This window comes from Lysinibacillus sp. 1 U-2021 (assembly GCF_029916965.1).
In the GTDB taxonomy this organism is placed as follows: domain Bacteria; phylum Bacillota; class Bacilli; order Bacillales_A; family Planococcaceae; genus Lysinibacillus; species Lysinibacillus capsici.
In genome coordinates this window covers 1,908,545-1,928,384 of record NZ_CP123966.1, presented here as the reverse complement: position 1 = coordinate 1,928,384, position 19,840 = coordinate 1,908,545, and the positions used below count along the sequence as shown (strand labels likewise).

18 protein-coding genes and 1 riboswitch are annotated in these 19,840 nt (G+C 39.5%); of the genes, 14 read left to right on the top strand and 4 right to left on the bottom strand.

The genetic code is table 11. The features are described 5' to 3' along the window. Positions 1-47 precede the first annotated feature (47 nt). The 8 genes from QH639_RS09795 (at position 48) to QH639_RS09760 (ending at position 10,399) form a co-directional block, all read left to right on the top strand. Complete coding sequence (locus QH639_RS09795; RefSeq protein ID WP_237898213.1) at positions 48-1,064, top strand: thiamine pyrophosphate-dependent dehydrogenase E1 component subunit alpha; 1,017 nt, start codon at positions 48-50, stop codon at positions 1,062-1,064. Next, positions 1,064-2,047 carry an alpha-ketoacid dehydrogenase subunit beta gene (locus tag QH639_RS09790; protein ID WP_016993882.1) on the top strand — a complete coding sequence of 328 codons (984 nt, stop codon included), beginning with the start codon at positions 1,064-1,066 and terminating at the stop codon, positions 2,045-2,047. The genes QH639_RS09795 and QH639_RS09790 overlap by 1 nt, the downstream gene beginning before the upstream one ends. Before the next feature lie 171 nt (positions 2,048-2,218). Continuing rightward, positions 2,219-3,562, top strand: a complete 1,344-nt coding sequence (locus QH639_RS09785; RefSeq protein ID WP_131521572.1) for a dihydrolipoamide acetyltransferase family protein — start codon at positions 2,219-2,221, stop codon at positions 3,560-3,562. Between the two features lie 121 nt (positions 3,563-3,683). Beyond that, entirely contained in the window at positions 3,684-5,387 is a 1,704-nt protein-coding gene (locus tag QH639_RS09780) for a methylmalonyl-CoA mutase family protein (protein ID WP_131521571.1), read from the top strand. After that, the gene (scpA, locus tag QH639_RS09775; RefSeq protein ID WP_131521570.1) at positions 5,384-7,537 is read left to right on the top strand and encodes a methylmalonyl-CoA mutase; all 2,154 of its coding nucleotides are present in this window, start codon (positions 5,384-5,386) and stop codon (positions 7,535-7,537) included. Before QH639_RS09780 ends, scpA begins: the two co-directional genes overlap by 4 nt. After that, on the top strand, positions 7,537-8,634 hold the full coding sequence (gene meaB, locus QH639_RS09770) for a methylmalonyl Co-A mutase-associated GTPase MeaB (protein ID WP_131521569.1): 1,098 nt from the start codon (positions 7,537-7,539) through the stop codon (positions 8,632-8,634). The genes scpA and meaB overlap by 1 nt, the downstream gene beginning before the upstream one ends. Positions 8,635-8,795: 161 nt before the next feature. Continuing rightward, positions 8,796-9,236, top strand: coding sequence for a BrxA/BrxB family bacilliredoxin (locus tag QH639_RS09765; RefSeq protein WP_004231203.1), 441 nt, complete (start codon positions 8,796-8,798; stop codon positions 9,234-9,236). Between the two features lie 152 nt (positions 9,237-9,388). Next, on the top strand, positions 9,389-10,399 hold the full coding sequence (locus tag QH639_RS09760) for an aromatic acid exporter family protein (RefSeq protein ID WP_131521568.1): 1,011 nt from the start codon (positions 9,389-9,391) through the stop codon (positions 10,397-10,399). A gap of 22 nt (positions 10,400-10,421) precedes the next feature. Here QH639_RS09760 and prli42 read toward each other — a convergent pair whose 3' ends face one another. Further along, the gene (gene prli42 / locus QH639_RS09755; protein WP_009370219.1) at positions 10,422-10,517 is read right to left on the bottom strand and encodes a stressosome-associated protein Prli42; all 96 of its coding nucleotides are present in this window, start codon (positions 10,515-10,517) and stop codon (positions 10,422-10,424) included. 125 nt (positions 10,518-10,642) lie between these two features. Here prli42 and mce point away from each other — a divergent pair, with 125 nt between their 5' ends. From mce to QH639_RS09725, 6 genes are all read left to right on the top strand, one after another. After that, on the top strand, positions 10,643-11,056 hold the full coding sequence (gene mce / locus QH639_RS09750) for a methylmalonyl-CoA epimerase (protein ID WP_004231207.1): 414 nt from the start codon (positions 10,643-10,645) through the stop codon (positions 11,054-11,056). Between the two features lie 5 nt (positions 11,057-11,061). Continuing rightward, complete coding sequence (locus QH639_RS09745) at positions 11,062-12,609, top strand: acyl-CoA carboxylase subunit beta (RefSeq protein WP_009370220.1); 1,548 nt, start codon at positions 11,062-11,064, stop codon at positions 12,607-12,609. 106 nt (positions 12,610-12,715) lie between these two features. After that, entirely contained in the window at positions 12,716-13,669 is a 954-nt protein-coding gene (locus QH639_RS09740) for a hypothetical protein (protein ID WP_131521566.1), read from the top strand. A gap of 134 nt (positions 13,670-13,803) precedes the next feature. After that, the gene (locus QH639_RS09735) at positions 13,804-14,919 is read left to right on the top strand and encodes a M20/M25/M40 family metallo-hydrolase (RefSeq protein ID WP_131521565.1); all 1,116 of its coding nucleotides are present in this window, start codon (positions 13,804-13,806) and stop codon (positions 14,917-14,919) included. 23 nt (positions 14,920-14,942) lie between these two features. Further along, a complete protein-coding gene (locus tag QH639_RS09730) occupies positions 14,943-15,431 on the top strand; it encodes a chemotaxis protein CheW (protein ID WP_048392313.1) in 489 nt (162 codons plus the stop codon). Positions 15,432-15,568: 137 nt separating this feature from the next. Beyond that, a riboswitch (cyclic di-GMP riboswitch) is annotated at positions 15,569-15,659 on the top strand. Positions 15,660-15,702: 43 nt separating this feature from the next. Further along, positions 15,703-16,584 (top strand): amidase, encoded by an 882-nt coding sequence (locus tag QH639_RS09725; RefSeq protein ID WP_227744963.1) that lies wholly within the window; start codon positions 15,703-15,705, stop codon positions 16,582-16,584. 45 nt (positions 16,585-16,629) lie between these two features. Here the strand turns inward: QH639_RS09725 and nspC are convergent, their stop codons facing one another. The 3 genes from nspC to QH639_RS09710 all read right to left on the bottom strand — a co-directional run bounded on the left by nspC (position 16,630) and on the right by QH639_RS09710 (position 19,647). After that, a complete protein-coding gene (gene nspC / locus QH639_RS09720; RefSeq protein WP_131521563.1) occupies positions 16,630-17,769 on the bottom strand; it encodes a carboxynorspermidine decarboxylase in 1,140 nt (379 codons plus the stop codon). Continuing rightward, complete coding sequence (locus QH639_RS09715) at positions 17,766-18,995, bottom strand: saccharopine dehydrogenase family protein (protein ID WP_048392314.1); 1,230 nt, start codon at positions 18,993-18,995, stop codon at positions 17,766-17,768. Before QH639_RS09715 ends, nspC begins: the two co-directional genes overlap by 4 nt. Positions 18,996-19,440: 445 nt before the next feature. Further along, the gene (locus QH639_RS09710) at positions 19,441-19,647 is read right to left on the bottom strand and encodes a hypothetical protein (protein ID WP_131521562.1); all 207 of its coding nucleotides are present in this window, start codon (positions 19,645-19,647) and stop codon (positions 19,441-19,443) included. Positions 19,648-19,840 lie beyond the last annotated feature (193 nt).

The following is a 19,840-nucleotide window of genomic DNA, read 5'->3' as shown; positions in this document are numbered from 1 at the left end:
TATAGGATAAGATAGTTATTTCTCTATAATACGAAAGGGGTGTTCGTATGCAAGATGTTCAAATCAAACATGAAGATTTAGGTTTGTCAAATGAAGATGTACTTGCTATGTTCGAAACAATGTTAATGGCCAGAAGACTAGATGAGCGTATGTGGTTGTTAAACCGTTCTGGTAAAATTCCGTTTGTAATTTCCTGTCAAGGTCAAGAGGCGGCACAGGTTGGAGCAGCCTTTGCACTGGATAAAAGTAAGGATTATATTGCACCTTATTATCGTGATATGGGTGTTGTTTTACATTTTGGTATGACACCAAAAGAACTGATGCTATCTGCGTTTGCTAAAGCAGAAGATCCAAACTCTGGGGGTCGTCAAATGCCAGGCCACTTTGGTCAAAAGAAAAATCGTATTTTAACAGGTTCTTCTCCTGTTACGACTCAAGTTCCACACGCAGTGGGTGTTGCACTTGCAGGACGTCTACAAAAAGAAGATTTTGTTTCTTTCGTTACGCTTGGTGAAGGTTCATCCAACCAAGGAGACTTCCATGAAGGAGCGAACTTTGCAGGTGTGCATAAGCTACCAGTCATTATTATGGTAGAAAACAATCAATATGCGATTTCGGTGCCAGTAGAACGTCAACTAGGCTGTGCAAAAGTATCTGATCGTGGGATTGGCTACGGAATGCCAGGAGTGACAGTGGATGGGAAAAATCCGTTACAAGTGTATAAAGTGGTAAAAGAGGCTGCAGATCGTGCACGTAATGGGGAAGGTCCAAGCTTAATCGAAACAGTAACATATCGTTTAACAGCCCATTCTTCAGATGATGATGACCGTCAATACCGTACGGCTGAAGATATTGCAGAAGGCAAAGCAAAGGATCCAATTGTATTATTTGAAAAGTATTTAATGGATGCTGGCGTGATGACTGACGCGATACGTACTGAAATTGAAGAGCGTGTTATGGCAGAAGTAAATGAAGCAACTGATTATGCTGAAGCGGCTCCATATGCACAACCAGAGCATGCACTTAAATATGTTTATGCACCAGTGGACGGAGGTGACATGTAATGGCAGTAATGTCTTATATTGATGCGATTACATTAGCAATGAAAGAAGAGATGGAACGTGACGAACGAGTTTTCATTTTAGGAGAGGACGTTGGTCGTAAAGGCGGTGTATTCAAAGCCACTACTGGACTATACGATCAATTTGGTGAATACCGCGTGCTTGATACACCTCTTGCAGAAAGTGCAATAGCTGGTGTAGGTATCGGTGCTGCGATGTACGGTATGCGTCCGATTGCTGAAATGCAGTTTGCTGATTTTATTATGCCAGCTGTCAATCAAATCGTCTCTGAAGCAGCCAAAATTCGTTACCGTTCTAATAATGACTGGACTTGTCCAATGGTCATCCGCGCACCTTTTGGCGGAGGTATTCATGGGGCACTTTATCATTCACAATCCGTTGAAGCACTTTTTGCTGGTACACCTGGTTTGAAAATTGTCATTCCATCAACACCGTATGATGCAAAAGGTTTACTGAAAGCTGCTATTCGTGATGAAGATCCGGTATTATTTTTCGAACATAAACGTGCCTATCGTTTAATTAAAGGGGAAGTACCACTAGATGATTACACATTGCCAATTGGTAAAGCAGATGTAAAACGTGAAGGGGATGACGTGACAGTCATTACCTATGGTTTAGCAGTCCACTTTGCTTTACAAGCGGCAGAACGCCTAGCAGCGGACGGTATTTCCGCTCATATCCTTGACTTGCGTACAGTTTACCCTCTGGATAAAGAAGCGATTATTGAGGCTGCAAGTAAAACAGGTAAAGTATTGCTTGTCACAGAGGATAATAAAGAAGGTAGTATCATGAGTGAGGTTGCTGCAATTATTGCAGAACATTGTTTATTTGAACTTGATGCACCAATTCAACGTCTAGCGGGACCTGATGTGCCAGCCATGCCATATGCACCAACGATGGAGAAATATTTTATGATTAATCCTGATAAAGTGGAACGTGCTATGCGAGAACTTGCTGCGTTCTAATAGATCACAACAAGGCTGAATGAAAAAATAAAAGCCTCAGACGGAACAACAGATTTTGACTTTCATATGTGCAAAGTCAAAATCTGCCTAAATGCCTATCTACGTTTAATGTTTTTTAGCGCTGCATCAGGTACAATGACGCCTAGGCTTAATTGATGGGAGGAATAAAGGATGTCGGTTCAAAATATTACAATGCCACAGCTCGGCGAAAGTGTAACAGAAGGTACAATTGAAAAATGGCTTGTAAAGCCTGGAGATACAGTTAAAAAATATGATCCATTAGCAGAGGTTGTTACAGATAAAGTAAATGCTGAAATCCCGTCATCATTTGAAGGGGTTATCACGGAGCTTCTTGCGCAAGAAGGTCAGACATTACCAGTTGGAGCAGTCGTTTGCTCGATTGAAATAGCAGGAGAAGGTGAATTACCAGCTCCGCCACCTGAAAAAAAATCAGCGGTAAGTACGGCTATTTTAAATGCAGGTGTTCAAAAGAAACAGGAGGCGCCACAGCAGGTAGCCGCTCCAGTATCTGCACCAAAAGAGGCACGAACGGGTAAAGTACGTTATTCACCAGCTGTTCTTCGACTTGCGCAGGAGCATGATATAGCTTTAGACCTTGTAACAGGTACTGGCGAGGGTGGTCGTATTACACGAAAAGACCTGTTAAAGCTAATTGAAACGGGTAATATCCCAACGGCAAATGATGTAGCACAAGCAGCTCCAACCGTTCAAACGACATCAGCACCTGCAGCAGCTCCAGCACCTCAGCAACAAGTGGAAAAAGCAGCTGCTCCTGTACAACCTATTCATCCAGGAGATATCGAAATTCCAGTGACGAAGATCCGTCGTGCCATTGCGAATAATATGGTGAAAAGTGTACATGAAGCGCCGCATGCTTGGATGATGATGGAAGTGGATGTAACAGATTTAGTGACTTATCGCGATAGCTTAAAGAATGAATTTAAGCAAAAAGAAGGCTTTAATCTTACATATTTCGCCTTCTTTGTAAAAGCGGTTGCTCAAGCTTTAAAAGAATTCCCAATGCTGAATTCGATGTGGGCGGAAGATAAAATCATTCAAAAACATGACATCAATATTTCGATTGCAGTAGCAACGGATGATGCCTTATTTGTACCTGTTATAAAACACGCAGATGAAAAATCCATTAAAGGAATTGCGAAAGAAATCCATGAACTGGCTATCAAAGTTCGTGCTGGGAAATTAGCAATGGATGACATTACTGGTGGTACATTTACAGTGAATAATACTGGTGCTTTTGGCTCTGTTCAATCAATGGGCATCATCAATTACCCACAAGCAGCGATTTTACAGGTGGAAAGTATTGTAAAAAAACCTGTTGTTTTACCAGGTGGAATGTTTGCTGCACGTGATATTGTGAATTTATGTTTATCATTAGACCATCGTGTACTTGATGGACTTGTCTGTGGTAAATTCCTAAATAGAGTGAAAGAAATACTCGAAAATACAAATAAATCTTCAACGTCAGTCTACTGATGACTCGTCGGAAACCTGCTGTATAAGGGTTTCCGATTTTTTTTATGCTTTTCGAGTCGCAATTTGTCATGTAGAATAACAAATAGAAACTACTAAGGGGGGAAGCTGATTAAGCGTCCGCATGTCAAACAACATGAAAAATATTGAATTTGAAATACCAGCCTATTCAGACTGGCAAGATGCAGCAATCAAAGCTTTAAAAGGGAAACCATTTGAGTCACTATTCACAAAAACAAATGAAGGTGTTACACTACAGCCGCTTTACACGCAAGAAAGTTTAGTAGCTAAGCTTGGAGAAGAGCTTGATTTACAAGTTGCCACAATCCGTTCCCTACAAAATGATCAAGTATTTCAGGTGGCACAACAAATTCACGCTGATTCAAGCGAAGCTTTTTTTGCACAGCTTGATGATAGCCTAGCTCGAGGCAATGAAGTTATTACGATTGATAGCCGAGTGAGCTTTGCTTGGACAGAAGAAGTATTGGTCAAATTAGCATCATATTTCTCAGAATATTCGTTTAAAATTACTATTGAAAATTCAAAAGACCCGTTATTAGCAGTATTCGACAACATTCCAGTAGATCAACAAGAGTCCATTAAAGGTTACATTATTTCAAAAAACCCTATCACTTTGACTGCATTTCCGAACGTGCGCTCAGTCAGTGCAGACACAACGGTTTATCATAATGAAGGTGCTAACGCTGTACAAGAATTAGCCTTTGCACTTGCATTAGCAGCCAAATTTGCAGAACAAGAAGAAAGCTTTGAAGCATTCTCGAAGAAGTTTTTTGTATCTTTTGCCATTGATACACAATTCTTTACGGAGATTGCAAAGCTACGTGCTTTTAAAGTACTTTGGAAAGCGTTCTCATCGGCTTATGGCGTAACAGATCATGTGAAAATCCCTACTGTTGCTGAAACATCATTAAGAAGCTTTTCTAAATTAGATGTGTATGTAAATTTATTACGCTCTTCAAATGAAGCGCTTTCTGGTTTAATCGGTGGTGCTGATCTCTTTACTGTTCATCCACATGACGTGTTAACGAAGCCTACGGATCAATCCATTCGTATCGCTCGTAATGTGTCATTAATTTTAAGAGAAGAAACAAATGTCTTAAAAGTAAAAGATCCAGCAGGGGGCTCTTACTTTATCGAGTCGTTAACAGCAGATTTTGTGAAAGAAGCATGGGCATTATTTTTAGATATTCAGGCAGCTGGCGGTATCGATAACTATACAGCCTCTGGCAAGCTTGCAGAAGAAGTGGAAGCATCCTATCAAAAGCGCATCAAAGCTGCGCAAACACGTAAGCAATCATTAATTGGAACGAATATTTATGCTAATCCAGCTGATATCCTTGAACAGGAAACAAATCCATTATTTGCTGATATTAAGCGAATTGCTGCTCCATTTGAAGATTTACGTGCAGACATGACAGCAGCAAATGTGAAAACAGGTATATTAGCATTAGGATCATTAAAAAACTCTAAACCACGCGCAGATTTTGTAGCGGGCTTCTTAAACACAGTGGGTCTTGTACCAGAAAAAAGTGAGCCAGTGACAACTGTAGAAGAGGCAGTAGCTTGGCTGAAGGCAACAGAGGCTAAGTATGTAGTGATTGCAGGCAATGATGATGATACAAAAGCATTTGTATCGGCTATTTTAGCTGAGAAACCAGCGAATATGCTTGTAGATGTAGCGGGCAAATTTAAAGACGAAGAAGAAGCATGGTTAGCAAATGGCTTAAACGGCTTTATTTTCGCAGGACAAAACATCATTGAAAAATTACAGTCCGTGTTTGCGAGCATGAAGGAGGTCCAACGATGAGCAAGCCAAATTTTAATGCAGTAGAAATAGAAAAGGTTTTAACAGCTGAAGCACCTCAAGCGTCTGCAGATAAGTTCATGACAAATGAGGGAATTGAAATTAAAGATATTTACACAAAAGAAGATATTAAAGAGGCTAAACATCTAAATGATGTGGCAGGAATTGCACCCAACACACGTGGGCCATACCCTACTATGTATGTAGCACGTCCATGGACGGTTCGCCAATACGCAGGTTTCTCAACTGCTGAAGAATCCAATGCCTTTTACAAACGAAATTTGGCTATGGGACAAAAAGGTCTTTCGGTAGCGTTTGATTTAGCAACACACCGAGGCTATGACTCTGATCATCCACGTGTAACAGGGGATGTAGGAAAAGCTGGGGTTGCGATTGACTCAGTTGAGGATATGAAAATCCTTTTCGATCAAATCCCGTTAGACCAAATGTCTGTTTCAATGACCATGAATGGTGCCGTTTTACCCGTCCTTGCATTCTATATTGTAGCAGCGGAAGAACAAGGGGTAACGCCAGATCAATTAGCAGGTACTATTCAAAATGATATTTTAAAAGAATACATGGTGCGTAATACATATATTTACCCACCAGCTATGTCAATGAAAATCATTGCAGATATTTTTGAATATACTGCGAAGTATATGCCAAAATTTAACTCTATTTCAATTTCGGGTTACCATATTCAAGAAGCAGGCGCAACAAATGACATTGAGCTTGCCTATACATTAGCAGATGGCTTGGAGTATGTACGAACAGGATTAAAAGCAGGTATTGATATTGATGCATTTGCACCTCGCCTATCGTTCTTCTGGGCAATTGGTATGAACTATTACATGGAAGTTGCTAAAATGCGTGCAGCACGTCGTATTTGGGCACAAATGATGTCTACGTTTAACCCGAAAAATCCGAAGACATTAGCATTACGTACGCATTCCCAAACATCTGGCTGGTCATTAACTGAGCAAGATCCATTTAACAATGTTGCACGTACATTAATCGAAGCCAATGCCTCTTCGATGGGACATACGCAATCTCTTCATACGAATGCACTGGATGAAGCAATTGCACTTCCAACTGATTTCTCTGCACGTATCGCGCGTAATACACAGTTATTTTTACAAGAGGAAACAGCGATGACAAAAGTCATTGATCCATGGGGTGGTTCGTACTACGTGGAGAAATTAACAGAAGAAATTACGAAATCTGCTTGGGCGTTAATTGAAGAGATTGAAGCACTTGGTGGTATGGCTAAAGCGATTGAAACGGGACTTCCAAAAATGAAGGTTGAGGAAGCCGCAGCAAAACGTCAAGCTAAAATTGATTCTAAAACAGAAACGATTGTTGGCGTGAATAAGTATCGTTTAGCAAAAGAAGAACCAATTGATATTTTAGATATCGATAATACAATTGTTCGTCAAAAACAGATTGAACGTTTAGAAGCGATGAAGGCAGCTCGTGATGAAGCGGAAGTTCAAAAACATTTAGCTCGCTTAACGAAGGCGGCTCAAGATGGAGAAGAAAACCTGCTAGCGGTAGCAGTGGATGCAGCGCGCGCTCGTGCTTCTTTAGGTGAAATATCTGATGCAATTGAAGCAGTTTCTGGTCGTCATAAAGCGGTCATTCGTTCGATCTCTGGTGTTTACTCTGCAAACTTCTCTGATGAGGAGCAAATTGCGGAAGTGAAACAAATGACAGAAGAATTCCTTGAAAATGAAGGTCGTCGTCCGCGTATTTTAGTTGCTAAAATGGGACAAGATGGACATGACCGTGGTGCAAAGGTTGTCGCAACGGGTTATGCAGATTTAGGCTTTGACGTAGATATTTCTCCATTATTTATGACGCCTGCTGAGGCTGCTCAAATGGCTGTTGAAAATGATGTTCATGTTATTGGTGTGTCTTCACTAGCAGCAGGACATAAAACATTAGTGCCTGAATTGATAGCTGAGCTTGAAAAACTAGGTCGTGAAGATATTATCATTATTGTGGGTGGTGTTATACCAGCACAAGATTATGATTTCCTTTATAATGCCGGTGCAGTAGCTATTTTCGGACCAGGTACAGTGATTCCTGTATCCGCACAAAAAATTATTGAAGAAATCTACAAACGTTTAGGCTATGAGGAAGTGTCTGAATAATGGACAAAAATAAAGGAATGGAAGACAGTGCGCTATTTGTCATGGACGGAGTAGAGGCGACTCACGACGGGATGCAATATGGTACACCCAAAAAGTTCCGAAAGAAAAAGGCAGACACTCTAAATGTAGGAGAGCTTGCACAGCAAGTACGTGCGGGCTCTCGCACACATTTATCAAAAGCCATTACCCTCATTGAAAGTTCAAACGCTACCCATAAAGTACAGGCACAAGAACTATTGCAGGAGCTTCTTCCACATACAGGCAATAGTATCCGAATTGGCATAACAGGTGTGCCTGGGGCAGGAAAAAGCTCATTCATAGAGGCTTTCGGTACTATGCTTTGTGATATGGGGAAACGAGTTGCTGTTCTTGCCATTGATCCAAGTTCTTCTCTATCGGGAGGAAGTATACTTGGCGATAAAACGCGTATGGAAGAGCTCGTTAAGAAGCCTAGTGCATTTGTGCGTCCATCGCCATCGGCAGGTACCCTAGGGGGTGTTCACAAAAAGACACGAGAAACCATGTTAGTTTGTGAGGCAGCAGGCTATGATGTGATTTTAATTGAAACAGTTGGTGTTGGACAAAGTGAAACCTATGTCCGTGGCATGGTTGACTTCTTCCTGCTTCTTGTTTTAACAGGAGCGGGGGATGAATTGCAGGGCATGAAAAAAGGCATTATGGAATTAGCAGATGCAATTGTCGTGCATAAGGCGGATGGTGATAATGTACGTCTAGCTAAAAAAACGGTTGCAGAGTACAAACAAATTTTGCACTTTTTACAGCCTGCTACACCTGGTTGGATGTCAACTGCCATGCCTGTTAGTTCACTAGAAAATCGAGGGCTTGATAAGGTTTGGGACACAATTGGGGAATTCAAGCAAATCGTAGAAGCAAATCACTATTGGGCTACCCGACGCCAGCAACAAACAAAAGAGTGGTTCCAATCGATGATTACCGATCATTTAATAGATCTCTTTTATGGAAACCCGCAACGTAAAGCACAAGTACAACAGCTTGAACGTCAAATTTTAAGTGGACAGTTGACAGTTACACAAGGTGTGGATCGTTTATTTAGCGAGGAGCAGGAAGACAAGTAAACGAGTCTTATTGAAATCGTAGTAATTTCAACTGAAATGTGTTGAGCAAGTAGGTGCACAAATTGCTTGCAAACTGCTATGATAAGAGATGGATAAGCGTCAAAAATCTACTATCTGAAATATAACTAAATTGGCGCGAACTTGAAAGGAGCTATCGCTATATGAATATGGATTACGATTTATTTATGCAGGAAATTTTAAAAACAGCACGTGCTGAAATTGAGGCAGCTGGTTATGAACAATTAACAACACCAGAAGCTGTAGAAGAGGCGTTTGCTCGTCCAGGTACAACATTAGTAATGGTGAACTCAGTGTGTGGTTGTGCGGGTGGTATCGCTCGTCCAGCAGCAGCACAATGCGTTCATTATGATAAACGTCCAGACCATTTAGTAACAGTGTTTGCAGGGCAAGATAAAGAAGCAACTGCAGCAGCGCGTTACCATTTTGGAGAAGATCATCTACCTTCATCACCATCATTCGTACTATTAAAAGACGGACAAGTTGTCGCAGAAGTGGGACGCTATGAAATTGAAGGGCATGACCCAATGTCAGTTGTGACAAATTTACAAGCAAACTTTGAAGAATATTGTGACGAGCTTTAAGTCTATTCTTGCATAAGAAAAATCATTTTCAATCAAGTAGAAAAGCCTCATAGATCATGCTATCTATGTAGGCTTCCTACTGATCCTCATGTATAGATAGTTTCATTATTGTTAAAATTTTTGTAATATTGTCTAAATAATTAGCTGAATGAGTGAAGAGTACTAAAGGATGGGAGGCAGTCGGCCTGAAGAAGTTTTCAATCGGCTATCGAACTTTAAAAACAGCAATTGGTGCGGCCATCGCTATTGCCATTGCACAGTATTTTGATTTAGCCTCATATGCATCTGCTGGTATTCTAACCATATTATGTGTGCAGCCAACAAAAAAGAAATCCATTTATGCAGCCTATACTCGATTGGTTGCAAGTATTGTAGCAATGCTTTTTGCCTTTGTAAGCTTTGAGTTATTTGCTTACCATCCACTTACACTAGCAGGCATGCTTATACTCTTTATACCTACCATTGTATCTTTAAAGGTTGCGGATGGATTTATCTCCAGTGTCGTGATTATTATGCATATTTATGCTGCTGAAGGTTACTCATTGACACTTGTTTATAATGAATTAGCGTTGATGGCTATCGGTTATGGAACAGGGATCGCCATTAATATGTATATGCCAGACATTCAAAAGGAATTAAATTACTACAGAGTCAAAATAGAGGAGCTATATAGTAAGATTTTTTTAGAAATTGCCAGCTATTTACGGCAAGGAGATACGTTGTGGAACGGCCAAGAAATTATCGAGGCAATCAAAGCACTAGAAGAGGCAAAATCATTGGCGTTTAAAGATGTTCAAAACCATTTTACAAGACGTAAAAATGATTACTATGTCTATTTCGATATGCGAGAGCAACAGCTAGAAATTATCGAGAGAGTGCTACCCAAAGTGACGACATTACCTGTTATAGTACAAGAGGCTGAAATTGTGGCAGATTTTTTACAAGACCTAGGTGAGCATGTTCATTCGGGGAATACGGCTAGTCATTACCGCGAAAAGCTCGAACACGTTAAGCGCGATTTTTCTCAGCTTCCTTTACCACAAAGCCATGAGCAATTTATCGCTCAGGCAGCCCTCTATCAGTTTATAGAGGAAATGGACAGGTATTTAGAAATAAAGCAGTCATTTAAAGGGTTAAAGACTAAAAAAGAGCGCCCACAGTAGTGTGGACGCCTCATGCTTTGCCTTAAATTATCATAGATAATCCGAATGCTAGAGATGAGATTAGCATAATCGCGATCATACTATAAATAACGACTTTTTGAAATTTTTTATTACTCATATGCTCGTTCGCTCCTTCTTTTCTTATAAATAGTTTAGCAAATCTGAAAAATTTCTCAAGTAGTAGAGTTTTGACAAAAAAGTCTGTAAAATAGAGTATGTACCATAACAGAAGGAGATGTCACCATGGAGAAAGTAGACCATATTGGGATTGCAGTGCGCGATCTTGATGAACGCATTACATATTATACAGAAACTTTAGGCTTAAAGTTGATGAAAGTGGAAGAAGTAGAATCTCAACAGGTTCGTGTGGCATTTATCGATGCAGGGAACGTGAAAATCGAGCTATTAGAACCAATGAGTGATAAAAGTGCCATCCATGGTTTTATTGAAAAACGTGGAGAAGGAATTCACCATGTTGCATTTGGTGTGACGGGAATTCGTGAACGAATGGCAGAGCTTCGTGAAAAAGGTGTACGTCTCTTATCCGAAGAGCCAGGGCCAGGTGCTGGAGGGGCAGAGGTTGCGTTTATGCATCCTAAATCCTCATTTGGGGTGTTATATGAATTATGTGATAAAAGTGGAAAAGGGGATAAGTGATTAGTATGGATATGTTCGACAAAATCAATGACTTGTATGACCGTAAAACGGTAATTGAACTTGGTGGGGGCTATGATCGTATCGATAAGCAGCATGAGAAGGGGAAACTTACTGCTCGTGAGCGTATAGACTTGTTGCTAGACGAAGGTACATTTTTCGAAATTAACCCATTTATTACACACCGTACAGTAGACTTCGGCATGGAAAAAATGGAGGGACCTGGTGATGGTGTCGTAACTGGATTTGGTAAAATTAACGGACGTCCCGTATACTTATTCTCTCAAGATTTCACAGTGTTTGGTGGGGCGCTCGGTGAAATGCATGCGAAAAAAATGGCCACAGTGATGGATCTAGCTGCAAAAAATGGTACACCATTTATCGGCATCAATGACTCAGGTGGTGCACGTATTCAAGAGGGTGTTCTTTCACTAGATGGCTATGGTCATATCTTCTACCGAAATGCCATTTATTCTGGTGTGATTCCGCAAATCTCTGTGATTATGGGACCTTGTGCTGGTGGAGCTGTTTATTCTCCAGCTATTACTGACTTTATTCTAATGGTGGATAAAACATCTCAAATGTTCATTACGGGACCTAAAGTAATCGAAACGGTAACAGGAGAGAAAATTTCTGCTGAAGATTTAGGTGGTTCGAAAGTAAATAATGCGGTCAGTGGGAATGCTCATTTCCGTGCTCCTTCTGAAGAGGCGGCAATTGATGAAATTAAAAAACTATTAAGCTACTTACCACAAAATAATAAAGAAAAGGCACCTCGACAAGCTAGACCTGAAGGGGATGACTACCGTCCAGAAATCGTAGATACAGTACCAATCGAAACAACACGTCCATATGATGTACGTAAAGTTGTTGAGCAAGTAGTGGATGAAGGTTCGTTCATGGAAGTCCATGCAGAGTTTGCTAAAAACGTAGTAGTCGGTTTTGCACGTATTGCTGGCGAATCAGTTGGACTTGTTTGTAACCAACCAAAAGTTCTTGCTGGTGGCTTAGATATCGATTCTTCTGATAAAGCAGCTCGTTTCATTCGTACTTGTGATGCATACAATATCCCGATCATCACATTTGAAGACGTTTCTGGCTTCTTCCCAGGTGTTAAACAAGAACATGGTGGTATTATTCGTCATGGTGCGAAAATTCTGTATGCTTATTCAGAAGCGACTGTTCCAAAAATTACAGTGATTTTACGTAAAGCTTATGGAGGCGCTTACGTTGCCTTAAACTCTAAATCTATCGGTGCTGACCTTGTATTTGCATGGCCAAATGCTGAAATTGCTGTTATGGGTGCTGCTGGCGCAGCTAACATCATTTTTGCCCGTGAAATTGCAAAATCAGATGACCCAGAAGCAACTCGTGCAGCGAAAATCGAAGAATATAAAGAAAAATTTGCTAACCCATATGTAGCAGCATCTCGCGGTATGGTAGACGACGTAATCGATCCACGAGATACACGTATCAAACTGATTCAAGGACTTGATATGCTGTCAAACAAACATGAAACACGTCCGGAGAAAAAGCACGGTAATATTCCTCTATAATAGTCATACAAGCCTAGCAGCTCAAAAGTTGCTAGGTTTTTCATTGCCAAAAAGTGAAACATTTTTGTTTGTCATCCGTACTGATAGATAGGAGGAGTTGAGATGAATGGAATGGCAGCAATTACAAATAGAGCAAGAAAAGATTCATACACAACTTAGAAAAGCATCTAGATTAAACGAACAAAATCAGTTAATTGATGGGCAAATTAAACATACACAACAGGAAATAGACAATCATACGGCAGCACTCCATCAAATTCGATCCAAACTTGATAAATTGGATGGTTTCTCGTTTATGAATATGATTCGTACGTGGACAGGGCAACAAGATGAACTGAGGGCAGAAAAAATTGATAAGGCGGCAGTACTTGAATTAAAGCTGAATGAAGCAAAGAAAATGCAAAAAGATTTAGCAGAGGACAACATGCAAGTGATGAATCAGCTAGCCCAGATTGATGAAAATGCGCTTCAGCAATCACTTCAACAGGTCTACCTAAAAAAGAAGAAATATTTACAGATTCATGATGCTGCCCAAGCAGAAAGGCTAGAGCATTTAGGTCATGAGGAAATGCTAACAAAGCAGCTCATTAGAGAAATTAAAGAGGCGGAGGAAGCGGGAGAAGTAGCTCTTACAAGGCTAGGGCAAGCAGCAGCTTCATTACATTCGGCCAATGGGTATTCCACATGGGATACATTTCTTGGTGGAGGGCTGATTGCTACGCACTTAAAGCATGATGCGCTCGATCAGTCTGAAAACGATTTACACAGTGCTCAAATTGCCTTACAACGGTTTCATAATGAATTATTAGATGTTCATGAGATGTCTACGAAATCGTTGCATATTGAAACAGATGGGTTTGTTAAGTTTGCGGATTACTTTTTTGATGATATTTTTTCAGCATGGTCTGTTCATTCTAAAATCTCAACAGCAAGGGAACAGGTCTCACGTGTTCAAGATGATGTACATAATACGATTTGGCGCTTACAGGATAAACATAATAAAGCTGTCAACTACCTACAATCATTAGAAAAAGAAAAAGAGCTTATTTTCAATGACTAAGGAAAGTCTGAGATTTTTCTCAGACTTTTTATTTTGGTAGTATTGTTCAATGATTTCAACTCTTCTGACGTTGTGCTAAAATAATACATATACTATAACGTGGAAATACACGTAAACTAAGGGAGTTTTACAACATGACAAGTCGTTTAGTAGAAGAGTTTTTTGAGCTCGTACAAATTGATTCAGAAACAAAACATGAACAACTAATAGCACCAATTCTTGTAGATAAGTTAACTGCACTAGGATTTTCAGTGATTCAAGACGATGCACATACGCGTAATGGACATGGGGCAGGTAATATTATTGCTACATTAAAGGGCACATTGAATGTAGAGCCAATCTATTTCACTTCTCATATGGATACTGTTGTTCCGGGAAAAGGCATCAAACCGTCTTTACGTGAAGATGGCTATATCGTATCAGATGGTACAACGATTTTAGGGGCCGATGATAAAGCAGGACTAGCTGCTCTATTGGAGATGATCAAACGTTTGAAAGAGCAAAATATTGCACATGGCGATATTGAATTTATTATTACGGCTGGTGAAGAAAGTGGCCTTGTTGGCGCTAAAGAGTTAGATCCAGCAAACATTAAAGCAAAATATGGATTTGCGGTTGATAGCGATGGCAAAGTTGGTGGTATCGTGACAGCAGCGCCATTTCAAGCGAAAATTTTCACAAAGATTATTGGAAAAACGGCACATGCAGGGGTTGCTCCTGAAAAGGGTATTTCTGCCATAACAGTCGCATCAAAATGTATTGCTCAAATGAAACTAGGTCGTTTAGATGAAGAAACGACAGCAAATATTGGGCGTTTTGAAGGTGGACAAGCGACGAATATTGTTTGTGACGAAGCGACAATTCTTGCAGAAGCACGCTCTATAGACAAAGTTAAATTGGATGCGCAAACAAAGCATATGCAAGATACGTTTGAACAAGTAGCTGCTTCTTTAGGCGCACGTGCAGAGGTAGAAGTGAAGCTAATGTATCCAGGCTTCCGTGTAACGGAATCTGATAAAGTAGTTCAGGTAGCTATGGCTGCTGCACGCAATATTGATCGCACACCGACACTAGGTATTTCTGGTGGAGGCTCAGATGCAAACGTCATCGCAGGCTTTGGCATTCCTACAGTTAATTTATCTGTTGGATACGAGGATATCCATACAACAAATGAAAAAATACCAGTAGAAGAACTTGAAAAATTAGCAGATTTACTAGTAGAAATCGTCAAAGAATCGGCGAAAAACTAACAGTCGAATAAGGATGTGACCCTATGGAAAGTGTCAAAGCAGTCGTATTTGCTTGTGGGACAGAGGAGTATGCTGTGCCTGTGGAGCAAGCGATTTCAATTGAAAAATTAGAGCAAGTAACACCTATTCCTCATTTACCTAACTATCTTCTAGGCTTTACAAGAATTCGCGGTGAGCTTGTACCTGTTCTTGATTTTGAACGCATACTGTACAATCGTTCATCGAATACAGCAACTGCTCGTATCATTGTGTTGAATACAGATGTTGTTAATTATGGATTACTTGTTACAGAAGCACGTGAAATTCTTGATTTCGATGAATCAGTACTTCAGCAATTGGGTCTAGTCAATTATAGTAAAACACGCTATTTTACTGCGGTAGCTAATCTTGAAAATCGAATGATTACGTATGTTGATCCCAAAATATTGGTTAATTCATTAGAGGGCATTCGTGAGATCATCAATTATTTACACAAAATGCTTGAAAATGAAAAGGAAAACGTAGAGGCTTAAGTACTCTACGTTTTTTTATGTTTGAATAGTAAATTTAACCTGTATTTTGTCGTTTTTACCTGATCATACATGTGACAATTATGCATTATACCTACAGACAAACCATCGCTAACCGCGTATGATAATGATTAAGAAAAAACTGAAAAAGGCAAACTTCATCGAAAGGGAGGGACGCCAAGCCATGAGTCTAAACACTATAATTTAGTGCATGATTGTCAGGTTGCCAGGTTCTGTTCTAGGAGCCGAGGCGAGTAGAATGGAGTTAGTTCGTATGAAGAGACAATTAAAAGTATGGACCGCACTAATCGTCATCATGATTAGTTCATTAGCTTTATCAAGTGGAAAGGTTGATGCCATGGCTATACAGGAAAAGGCTACGTGGCTGTGGGATACATCCCTTATCAGGGATGACCAAGAAAAAATATTATTATTTTTAGAACATAACGATGTCAATAAAGTTTATCTGCAAATCGATCAAGGCATAGCGAGCGATGACTATAAGCATTTTATTAGTAACGCTTCTGACAAAGGTATTCGCATTTATGCATTGGATGGTGCTGCAAGCTGGGTTTCAGCTGAGGGTAGTCGAAGCCAAGATGAATTGTTTAATTGGTTACATACATATAATGAGAATTCAACTGAATCTGAGCAATTTTCTGGGATTCACCTTGATGTAGAACCTTATTTAAATAGTGGATGGAACTTACATCAAGCACAAACGATAGAATCCTATCAAACACTAATAATGAAAGCAAGTGAGAAAGCGAGTCAGTTACAACTTACTTTAGAAGTAGATATGCCATTTTGGTTTGATGAAGTTCCGTATTATAATGAATTTGGAAAAGGGTTATTAGCTGATTGGGTCATTGACCATGTGGATAGTGTGACGATCATGGCCTATCGTGATGCTGCAAAAGATATTATCACTATTGTAGAACATGAAATCGCTTATGCTTCCACTATGAACAAATCAATTGTAATTGGTGTAGAAACAGGCGCTTCAGAGGAAGGGGTAAATATTACTTTTTATGATAATGGAGAAGCCTTTATGAATGAACAGCTTATACTTGTTCAGCAACATTTTTCAAATAATGACGCTTTTCATGGAGTAGCCATTCATTATGTGGAGAATTGGATGACTATGCGTCCATAAAAAAAGCCCTTCCAGTGTTAAACTGGAAGGGCTTTTCTATTGGTATTAGGACAGTCGACCACTGTAGTCCTCGAATTTAAATTCACGAATGATTTTAATACCTTCTTCATCATTATAAGAAACGATAGATGGTAGGTTGACACCGTTAAACATATGGTTTTTAACCATTGAATAATGAGCCATATCTGTGAATACAAGACGATCACCAGGTTTTAATGGCTGTTCAAACGAATAATCGCCAATCACATCACCAGCTAGACATGTTAGTCCGCCTAAGCGATATGTGTGTGCTAATTCATTTGCTTGTCCAGAACCTATAATCATTGGACGGTAAGGCATTTCAAGTACATCAGGCATGTGACATGTTGCTGATGTATCTAAAATAGCAAGATCCATTCCATTTTCTTGAATATCTAGCACTGTTGCTACTAAATAGCCTGTATTAAGGGCTACTGCTTCACCTGGCTCAAGATAAACAAGCAGGTTATACTTTTCTTGAATATAATTAATGATGTTCACAAGTTTTTCTACATCATAATCATCACGTGTAATATGGTGACCGCCACCGAAGTTTAACCATTTCATTTGGTGTAAAACATCACCAAATTTTTCCTCAACTACTTCAATAATACGCTCTAATGTATCAGAGTTTTGTTCACACATCGCATGGAAGTGCAAGCCATCGATACCGTCAAGCTGTGATTTATCAAAGTTAGCCAATGTTGTACCAAGGCGAGAGTTTGTGTAGCAAGGATCATAAAGAGCTGTTTCAATTTCTGAGTATTCAGGATTCACACGAATACCACATTCAATTGTTTTACCAGCAGATTTCACTTTATCCTTGAACTGAGCCCATTGGTTAAATGAGTTAAATACGATGTGATCCACATAGCCTAGAAGCTCGTCCATTTCATGCTCAATATAAGCAGGTGCATAAACGTGAACTTCTTTGCCCATTTTTTCATAGCCAAGACGTGCCTCATGCAGTGAGCTAGCTGTAATGCCCGCTAAATATTCCCCTACTAGTGGGAATGTTGAATGCATAGAGAAGCCTTTAAGGGCTAATAAAATGCGGCAGCCTGTTCGATCTTGAATTGATTTTAAAAGCTCAAGATTCTTTGTTAATAATCGCTCATCCACTACATAAGAAGGGGATGGAACTTTTGAAAAATCAATTGGTTTCATCGGCTTAATTCCTTTGCATCTAAATCAAGGTCTAATAATTCTGGATTATGGCTTTCTTGCCATGGTAGACCCCATTTATTTAGTGCATCCATGAATGGATCTGGATTGAAATCTTCCACATTCCATACACCTGGTTTACGCCATTCACCGTTCATCACAAGCATTGCACCGATCATAGCTGGTACGCCAGTTGTATAAGAAATCGCTTGTGAACCAACCTCGTTGTAGCACTCTTCGTGGTCACATACATTGTACACATAGTACGTTTTTTCTTTACCATCTTTTAGACCGCGAATGATACAACCGATGTTTGTTTTACCTTTTGTACGTGGTCCAAGTGAAGCTGGATCTGGTAATACCGCTTTAAGGAAGTGGATTGGTTGAATCATTTGTCCTTCAAATTCGATTGGCTCAATTGATGTCATACCTACGTTTTCTAATACTTTTAAGTGTGTTAGATATTTTTCAGAGAACGTCATCCAGAAGCGGATTTGTTTTAAACCTTTGATATTTTTTGCAAGTGATTCTAGCTCTTCATGGTATAGAAGGTAAATATCTTTTGGTCCGATTTCAGGTAGGTTATACACTTCTTTTTTCTCAAGTGGTGCTGTTTCAATCCACTCGCCTTCTTTCCAGTAACGACCATTCGCTGTAATTTCACGAATGTTAATTTCTGGGTTGAAGTTTGTTGCGAAATGATATCCATGATCTCCAGCATTGGCATCCACGATATCGATATAGTGGATTTCATCAAATTCATGTTTTTGTGCATGAGCTGTGAAAACGCCTGTTACACCTGGGTCAAAACCGCTTCCAAGTAATGCAGTTAAGCCAGCTTTTTCAAACTTCTCTTTATAAGCCCATTGCCATTTATATTCAAATTTTGCCGTTTCAGGTGGCTCGTAGTTTGCAGTATCCACATAGTGCACACCTGTCGCTAAGCAAGCATCCATAATCGTTAAGTCCTGATAAGGTAGAGCCACGTTAATCACTACATCTGGTCCGAAAGCTTTAATAAGCTCAATAACCTCTTCTGTATTGTCTGCGTCTACCTGTGCAGTATGAATTTTTGTTTTTCCGCCGTCTAGTTTTTCTTTTAGAGCGTCACATTTTGAAACAGTTCTACTTGCGATACAAATTTCCTCAAATACGTCCGAATTTTGAACACACTTGTGTACCACAACACTGGCAACTCCGCCAGCTCCGATAATCAATGCTTTACCCAATTGTCTACCCCCAAGTTCATATAAAGTATTGTCAAACAAGCTGATTATACAGAAAATTGATATACTACTCAATCATTGTTTTAAAATTTTCTACAAAAAAATTTATTTTTCTACAACAATTAGACGTATACGGAGGGGAATGCTTCGGAAAAGAAGGGAATCATGAATAAATCTACAACGCCATTTTAGTAAAAATTGAGGAAAATAGCTGTTGTATAGACCTAAATAATTGGTGACGTTACATCAGAACTCATCCTAGATACATCGACATCAAGTAAAAATTTTTCTCAATGAATGTTATGACCTAGTATCTCTTCCGATTGACTATTTGATTCCTGTTACTAAATCATTCCTACTGACTTTACATAAAAAAATCCCTCTATAGAAAGGGAAGGAACCACATTAATCGTGCTACATGTATCTATATACTGGAAAAAGATACATATTATTTCAGAAAACGATTGGATACTTGGTGTTTTTCTTCCCCCCATATATAGAAGAAAACCACAAGCAAAGTACTAAAAAAACCCATCACAAGAGCATACGTACTGAGGGCTACTTCCATTTGACTTTGCATGGCATAAATAAAAATGGCCCCTATTGTTAAGAAGTTTCCTGTAACAATCGATATAAGATGAAAGCGTTTATTCATAGCAAGCCCTCCTATTAGATGAATTGGTAATGCTCAGGATTCAAGATAATTAACTTCAATTATCGCACAATTCAGAACTTTTTCCAATGTTTTTATCTTACTAGAATAATTAAAGATGCTTTTTTAATACATCTTTTTGTAGTATGATGAAAAACAACAGGAATATTCATAGATTATTACAAGAAAGGGGAGA

What these genes read in the sequence shown, in the direction of transcription:
- QH639_RS09730 (WP_048392313.1), top strand. Translation starts at nt 14,943, where the DNA reads ATGGAAAGTGTCAAAGCAGTCGTATTTGCTTGTGGGACAGAGGAGTAT.
- nspC (WP_131521563.1), bottom strand. Translation starts at nt 17,769, where the DNA reads ATGAAACCAATTGATTTTTCAAAAGTTCCATCCCCTTCTTATGTAGTG.
- prli42 (WP_009370219.1), bottom strand. Translation starts at nt 10,517, where the DNA reads ATGAGTAATAAAAAATTTCAAAAAGTCGTTATTTATAGTATGATCGCG.
- QH639_RS09780 (WP_131521571.1), top strand. Translation starts at nt 3,684, where the DNA reads ATGTCAAACAACATGAAAAATATTGAATTTGAAATACCAGCCTATTCA.
- QH639_RS09795 (WP_237898213.1), top strand. Translation starts at nt 48, where the DNA reads ATGCAAGATGTTCAAATCAAACATGAAGATTTAGGTTTGTCAAATGAA.
- QH639_RS09740 (WP_131521566.1), top strand. Translation starts at nt 12,716, where the DNA reads ATGGAATGGCAGCAATTACAAATAGAGCAAGAAAAGATTCATACACAA.
- mce (WP_004231207.1), top strand. Translation starts at nt 10,643, where the DNA reads ATGGAGAAAGTAGACCATATTGGGATTGCAGTGCGCGATCTTGATGAA.
- QH639_RS09710 (WP_131521562.1), bottom strand. Translation starts at nt 19,647, where the DNA reads ATGAATAAACGCTTTCATCTTATATCGATTGTTACAGGAAACTTCTTA.
- QH639_RS09735 (WP_131521565.1), top strand. Translation starts at nt 13,804, where the DNA reads ATGACAAGTCGTTTAGTAGAAGAGTTTTTTGAGCTCGTACAAATTGAT.
- meaB (WP_131521569.1), top strand. Translation starts at nt 7,537, where the DNA reads ATGGACAAAAATAAAGGAATGGAAGACAGTGCGCTATTTGTCATGGAC.
- QH639_RS09725 (WP_227744963.1), top strand. Translation starts at nt 15,703, where the DNA reads ATGAAGAGACAATTAAAAGTATGGACCGCACTAATCGTCATCATGATT.
- scpA (WP_131521570.1), top strand. Translation starts at nt 5,384, where the DNA reads ATGAGCAAGCCAAATTTTAATGCAGTAGAAATAGAAAAGGTTTTAACA.
- QH639_RS09765 (WP_004231203.1), top strand. Translation starts at nt 8,796, where the DNA reads ATGAATATGGATTACGATTTATTTATGCAGGAAATTTTAAAAACAGCA.
- QH639_RS09745 (WP_009370220.1), top strand. Translation starts at nt 11,062, where the DNA reads ATGGATATGTTCGACAAAATCAATGACTTGTATGACCGTAAAACGGTA.
- QH639_RS09785 (WP_131521572.1), top strand. Translation starts at nt 2,219, where the DNA reads ATGTCGGTTCAAAATATTACAATGCCACAGCTCGGCGAAAGTGTAACA.
- QH639_RS09790 (WP_016993882.1), top strand. Translation starts at nt 1,064, where the DNA reads ATGGCAGTAATGTCTTATATTGATGCGATTACATTAGCAATGAAAGAA.